This window comes from Clostridium subterminale (assembly GCF_039521425.1).
GTDB classification, from domain to species: domain Bacteria; phylum Bacillota; class Clostridia; order Clostridiales; family Clostridiaceae; genus Clostridium_J; species Clostridium_J subterminale.
Genome location: NZ_BAAACI010000006.1, coordinates 369644 through 376057, shown reverse-complemented (window position 1 = coordinate 376057; position 6414 = coordinate 369644). Strand labels below are relative to the sequence as shown.

Below are 6414 nucleotides of genomic sequence, written 5' to 3'. Positions count from 1 at the left end.
GTACTTCTATCACATACCCATAACTTATACAGTGTATCCGCTGCTGGTGTTCCTTCTGCCTTCATAGTTAAAGTTGAACCTACAAATTTGTCTCCTGTTACATTTAATGATGTAACCTGTGATTTACCTGTAGTACTTACCTTTGCTATCTCTTCCTTCACCTTTAACAAACTATATCCATATCCTCTAGCTGCTGCCCATCCTTTACCCTCAGGATTTTCTTGAATTCCTAAATGCTCTACATAAATAGCGGACCCTCTAGTTACATATTGGAATCTTGAATCCACACAGTCTTGTTTTAAAGGTTCATTTGAGGCATATGCCTTTAAATGTTGAACTACTGCCCTAATCCCAATTTGAACTGTTTCAAAAGACTCTCCTGGAACCCCATTTCCAGTTGCTCCCAAACCAGCAAAATTATTTTGATTTGGTTTTACATCTCCACCAAAATTAAGATATCCAGTTTCATGCATCATTTGAGAAAATAAAATATCGTAATTTACACCCTCAATATTTGCTTCATTTATGGTATAGTCAACAAAATCCGATATATACTTAAGACTTAAAGTTGCATTTCGTTCACGCAACTTTTGGATCATTTGATCTCTATTTAAAGTTCCTTTTGACATGATCATAGTCTTTGCATTATCAACAACTATTGTTACATTCTGCTCCTGTGTTTCACCTACAGAATTTGTAGCAACAGTCTTTATAGTATGTGTACCATTAGACACATTAGTAAATTTATACGTAAATCCACTCTTACCTGAATCTGGGTAATTACTATATTTGCTTCCAATATCACTCCTAGATATTCCATAATCAGCTTGTCCTTTTTTAACACCATCAAGATATACATCTATTTTGGATATCTTATTCATGCTTATTGCAAATCCTTTTATTAAAAAATCACCTGTTAATTTTTGATTATTAATTGGATTTTCTATACTTGATATAATTGATTGTGAATAAGCATTGGTTAATTTACTCCTCATGTTATCCTTTTCTGTAACGTCTTGATTAGGTGTAGATTTAGAGTCATTAAAATCACTCAATGAATCACTTTTAACATCATTGGAGTCCTCCTCTTTATGAGGAGTTTCCATAATCTCTTCATCTGGAGTTTTCATAATCTCTCCACCAGAAGTTTGCTCCGTATTCTCCGATAATTCATTAATCGCCTCATTATCTATAGACATAGCTTCTATGTTTGGATAAGATATGTTAAATAAAAATACAAAAGCCAACATTAATGCGTATTTTTTCATTTTTTTCACTATTATTTCCTCCCTTACTTTATGAGGAATGCTAGTTAAAAAACTCAACACTAAGAATTGGTTATCTCACTTTAATTATACATACAACTACATAAATTTACAACAAAATTCTGTATATTGTATTAATTTTATCTATTAATGTAAAAACAATATGTGAATAATGTTAAATCATTATCTACATATTGTTTCAATTTGCTTATATTATATATTTCACATACAACCTTGATGTATTAAAATTTGTAAGACTAATGACTAAAACATCCACATAATAAATTTATTATAAAATATTTAAATTGGATATATTATTTTATACTCATTTCTCACAATATTAATTTAATATCTAAAAAATTATTATACATTCCTAATTACTTCACAAATCTCTTTTACGTCTTCTTCAGTTAAAGAAACAGAGCTTGGTAAATTAATTCCTTTATTACTTATTTCCACAGTTACATCCATATTTCCTTTCTTACAGTCCCTATATGGTTTCATACTATGTACAGGAATAAAGAAAGGTCTTGCCATAACTTCATTATTCTCAAGTATTTTTAATAATTTATCTCTCGAAACTTTAAAATTATCTTCTACGATAATTGAATATAACCAATAGCTATTATTTACTTCTTCACATTCTTTAATTAATCTTATACCTTCAATATCTTTTAAAAGTTCATTGTATAATTTAGCATTTCGTCTTTTTACTTCCAAATATTCTGGCACCATTTCAAGTTGAGCTACACCTACAGCTGCAAGTATATTCGGCATTCTGAAATTAAATCCAATTTCCTCATGATACATTCCACCATTAGGAGTTATTGTTTTTGTTTGATTTGACAAATACTTTGCTCTTTCTCCCAAACTTTTATTATCAGTTACCAGCATCCCACCTGCTCCTGTAGTCATAAGTTTATTCCCATTAAAACTAAAACATCCAACATCTCCCAAAGCTCCAACCATCTTACCTTTGTAGGTAGTTCCTAGAGCTTCTGTTGCATCCTCAATAACATAAAGATTATGCTTTTTAGCTATATCATTTACTTTATCCATATCAACTGGATATCCATAGATATGAACTGGCATCACTGCCTTAGTATTCGGAGTTATACATTCTTCTATTTTATCAGCATCCATCACAAATGTATCTTTACATATATCAACGAAAACTGGTGTAGCTCCAGTATATTTTATAGAATTCACTGATGATATGAATGTCATTGATGGTACAATTACCTCATCACCTTCACCTATTCCTAATGTTTCCATTGCAAGTTGAAGAGCCGCTGTACCATTCATTGTAACCACAGCACTTTTACAATTCAAAAACACTTGAAACTCATCTTCAAATCTATCAACAAACTTACCAACCGATGATACCCAATTGGTATCTAAACATTCCTTAACATACTTCCATTCATTGCCTCTAATTTCTGGTACACATAATGGTATCATAAATATCCCACCTTTTAAATTATAATTTAAAGATTATCCCAAAATATAAATTTTGAGATAATCTCTTTAAAATTTCTATATAATAATTTTACACATTATAAATATCAGTTTTAAAATATTGCATATTCTTTTTAATCCATTCCACAGTTTCAGCTAATCCCTCATCTATTGTGTATTTTGGCGCCCAATCAGTCAATTGTTTAATTTTAGTATTATCAGCCCATAATCTATTAACTTCACTTTTTTCTGGTCTCAATCTATTCTCATCACAAATTATTTTTATATCTTCACCTAAAATATTAATTATCTTCTTTACGGTATCTCCTATAGAAATCTCATAGTTTGATCCTGCATTAATCACTTGACCAGTAGTATTGTCAGATTCTGCAACTTTAATAAAGGCTTCCGCAGTATCTTTTACATAGTTAAAATCTCTAGTTGGAGTCAGACTTCCAAGTTTTATCTCTTTTTTTCCTGCTAAAATTTGAGATATTATTGTTGGAATAACTGCCCTTGCTGATTGTCTAGGTCCATATGTATTAAATGGCCTTACTGTAGCTATTGGCATATCAAATGATCTATAGAAACTTTCTGCTATCATATCTGCACCAATTTTAGATGCAGAGTATGGTGACTGCCCTTGCATTGGATGTTTTTCATCAATTGGTACATACAATGCTGTTCCATAAGTCTCCGATGTAGAAGTATGCATTATCTTTTCAACTCCATGATTTCTACATGCTTCTAAAACATTCGTAGTTCCTTCTACATTGGTTCTAACATAAGCCATTGGTGATAGATATGAATATGGTATAGCAATTAAAGCTGCAAGATGAAATACCACTTCATTTCCTTTAACAATTCTATTCATTCCATCTAATTCTCTTATATCACCAGTTTCAACCTTAATGCTATCTAAAACATTTTTATCAAAACTATCTATCCATCCCCAATTATTAAAAGAATTGTATTGTACTAATGCTGTAACTTCTGCACCAAGTTCTACTAATCTTTCTGTTAAATGGCTTCCTATAAATCCTTCGGCTCCTGTTACTAAAACTTTTTTTCCTTTTAAATTCATTTAATTCACTCCTACTAATTAATCTTTCTTCTCATTTTGTTCTATTTTATCAACCATATCTTTCATTTCACTAATTTGCCCCATATCCATCCATGATTGTTCACTTATTGGATAAACTCCTACTTGCAGTCCCTTTTTTCTATAATTTTCTAATATATCTGGTAAATTATAAAACTCGTTATTTGGTATGTCATCCAATACCTCTGGTTCAATTACATACATACCTGTATTAATCAAAAATGTATATTCTGGTTTTTCTTGAATACTATCTATATTTCCTTCATTATTTAACTTAAATACACCATAGGGTATTTGAAAATTTTTAATTGATGCTATTACAGTTATATTATTCTTCATTTTCTTATGATGCTTAAGAATTTCATCATAATCTGCATCTATTAATATATCACAATTAGAAACAAAAAAAGTATTTTTTATCTTACCTTTTAATAAAGATAAACTTCCTCCAGTTCCAAGAGGCTTATCTTCTTCAATATATTCTATACAATAATCTTTACTAATATCATTAAAATATGATTTAATCATGTTTTTCTTATAGTTAACAGTTAAATAAAAATTTTCAACACCATATTCATTGAACTTATTTATAATTCTCTCAACAATAGGTGTATCTCCAATTGGTATCAATGGTTTCGGTAATATTTTCGTATATGGATAAAGCCTAGTTCCTAATCCACCTGCCATTATAACTATAGGTGTATTAGTTAAAGTATCTTTTTTCATATTAAACTTTATGTTTTTATTCAAAAATTTCACATCTATAATTCTTTTATCCTTATTTAGGATTGGTACGGCATTAATAGCCTTTGAATACATAACCTCAGTAGCTTTCATTCTATCTTTAGTTGTAATATATATAGGTATTTTATTCATTACTTCAGTTATACATGCTTCCATATCTCCACTTTTTAATATCCATCTACGAATATCACCATCAGTTACTGTACCACATAGTTTATCATCTTTGTCTACAACAAATAGTATTCCTTTAGATGCCTCATCTAACGCCTTCATAGTTTCTCGAACATTTATATGTTTACTTATAATAAGTTCCTCAGTATTCATTTTATCACCATTACCTTTAATATTTACCTTGTTTTTTAACTTAGTTTATATTATAATGCAAAAATATTATAAAATCCATATGTTGTTATACTGTTAACTTATAACTATACCACTTGTATTGTTAATTATTTACATTTATTTACATTTCAGCTTGATAACATTGAGGTAATGCTCAAAAATATTTTCAAGTGCTAAACTTCTGATTATTTTGTGTAAAAATCGTCAATATTTCAAATACTATAGTTTAAATTGATTTAATAATTAAGGAGGAGTAAATATTGTCTAGTATAACTGGTATCGTTAAGTGGTATAATGAAGGAAAGGGGTATGGATTTATCTCCTGTAATGAAGGTAATGATGTATTTGTACATCATTCACAAATAAAAGAAAAAGGAACTAATAGGGATTTGCATGAAGGTGAAAGTGTATCTTTCGATATTACTGATGGAGCCAAAGGGCCTATGGCTATAAATGTTCAAAAGTTATAAGTTGTAATTAAGAGGTTATCTTAGGGTTATATGATTTAATCTTAAGGTAGCCCATTTTTATATGTTTCAAAATATAAAAGCTGTATAATTACTACAGATTCTGTTATTATAGATAGTTGTAAGGAATGGATTAATATATGTCCTTTACTAATTAATCCATACATACCTAATGCTAGTATAATTGATTTTATATATTAAAAGTGGTGATATAATGAACTATATAGTATTTGACTTAGAATTTAATCAAAAATATGAAGATAAAAAAGAACACTGTTTAGAAAAAAATGAATGTATAGAAAAAAGCAAAAATTTAAGTCTCCCCTTTGAGATTATTCAGATAGGAGCTATAAAACTAAATGAAAATTTCGAAAAGATATCCACATTTAATTTTTTAATTAAACCAACTATTCACACAATTATTCATCCTTATGTGGAAAACCTTACTAAAATAAGTAATGATGATATAAATGCTTCAGAAAACTTTCCTCGTATTTACGATAAATTTACTAAATTTATTGGTGAAGAAGAAGCAGTTCTCTGTGTCTGGGGTATAGTAGACATTAAAGAACTTTTAAGAAATCTAAAATTTCATAATATATCCACTACCTCTCTTCCACTTAAATATATTGACGTACAAAGCCACGCATCAAAATTTTTTAATAGTAAAAAAGGAATAAAAATTGGACTTAAAAATGCTATTGAACTTTTAGATATAAGCCTTAATGGTGATTTCCATGACGCTAGTAATGATGCTTATTATACAGCCGAAGTATTAAAGAAGATTTTCAATAAAAATATAAAACCCTTATTATATACCAAACCTTCTAGAAGCACCTCTTCTGTTAAAGAAAAAGTTGATATGAATGGAGTATTTGATCAATTTAGAAAAATGTACAAGAGAAGTTTAACTAAGGAAGAAAAATCTATGATAAGTCTTGCTTATACCATGGGTAGAACAAAACAATTTGTAGTTATAAATAGGAAAGAACCTTAATACTTGAATAAGATTCTTTTCTATTTCTTGCTAACGGGT

Annotated in this window: 6 protein-coding genes; 2 read left to right on the top strand and 4 right to left on the bottom strand. The window is 29.0% G+C overall.

All coding sequences use genetic code 11. From position 1 onward, the window contains the following. The 4 genes from ABDZ93_RS10680 to ABDZ93_RS10665 all read right to left on the bottom strand — a co-directional run. Positions 1–1268 (bottom strand): glucosaminidase domain-containing protein (locus ABDZ93_RS10680; protein WP_343826990.1); only part of this gene is annotated, 1268 nt, incomplete at its 3' end. A 360-nt stretch (positions 1269–1628) separates the two neighbouring features. Continuing rightward, on the bottom strand, positions 1629–2726 hold the full coding sequence (locus ABDZ93_RS10675) for a LegC family aminotransferase (protein ID WP_343826228.1): 1098 nt from the start codon (positions 2724–2726) through the stop codon (positions 1629–1631). A gap of 88 nt (positions 2727–2814) precedes the next feature. Further along, a complete protein-coding gene (locus tag ABDZ93_RS10670; protein ID WP_343826226.1) occupies positions 2815–3807 on the bottom strand; it encodes an NAD-dependent 4,6-dehydratase LegB in 993 nt (330 codons plus the stop codon). Between the two features lie 18 nt (positions 3808–3825). Then, entirely contained in the window at positions 3826–4893 is a 1068-nt protein-coding gene (locus ABDZ93_RS10665; RefSeq protein ID WP_343826224.1) for a nucleotidyltransferase family protein, read from the bottom strand. A gap of 278 nt (positions 4894–5171) precedes the next feature. On the opposite strand from ABDZ93_RS10665, the gene ABDZ93_RS10660 reads away from it, so the two are divergent. Together ABDZ93_RS10660 and ABDZ93_RS10655 are read left to right on the top strand one after the other, a co-directional pair. Continuing rightward, entirely contained in the window at positions 5172–5381 is a 210-nt protein-coding gene (locus ABDZ93_RS10660) for a cold-shock protein (protein WP_343826223.1), read from the top strand. Between the two features lie 211 nt (positions 5382–5592). Then, positions 5593–6375, top strand: a complete 783-nt coding sequence (locus tag ABDZ93_RS10655; protein ID WP_343826222.1) for a 3'-5' exonuclease — start codon at positions 5593–5595, stop codon at positions 6373–6375. The last annotated feature ends 39 nt before the right edge of the window (positions 6376–6414 follow it).

Coding starts and splice junctions, on each gene's coding strand:
- ABDZ93_RS10670 (WP_343826226.1), bottom strand. CDS start 3,807: ATGAATTTAAAAGGAAAAAAAGTTTTAGTAACAGGAGCCGAAGGATTT.
- ABDZ93_RS10675 (WP_343826228.1), bottom strand. CDS start 2,726: ATGATACCATTATGTGTACCAGAAATTAGAGGCAATGAATGGAAGTAT.
- ABDZ93_RS10665 (WP_343826224.1), bottom strand. CDS start 4,893: ATGAATACTGAGGAACTTATTATAAGTAAACATATAAATGTTCGAGAA.
- ABDZ93_RS10655 (WP_343826222.1), top strand. CDS start 5,593: ATGAACTATATAGTATTTGACTTAGAATTTAATCAAAAATATGAAGAT.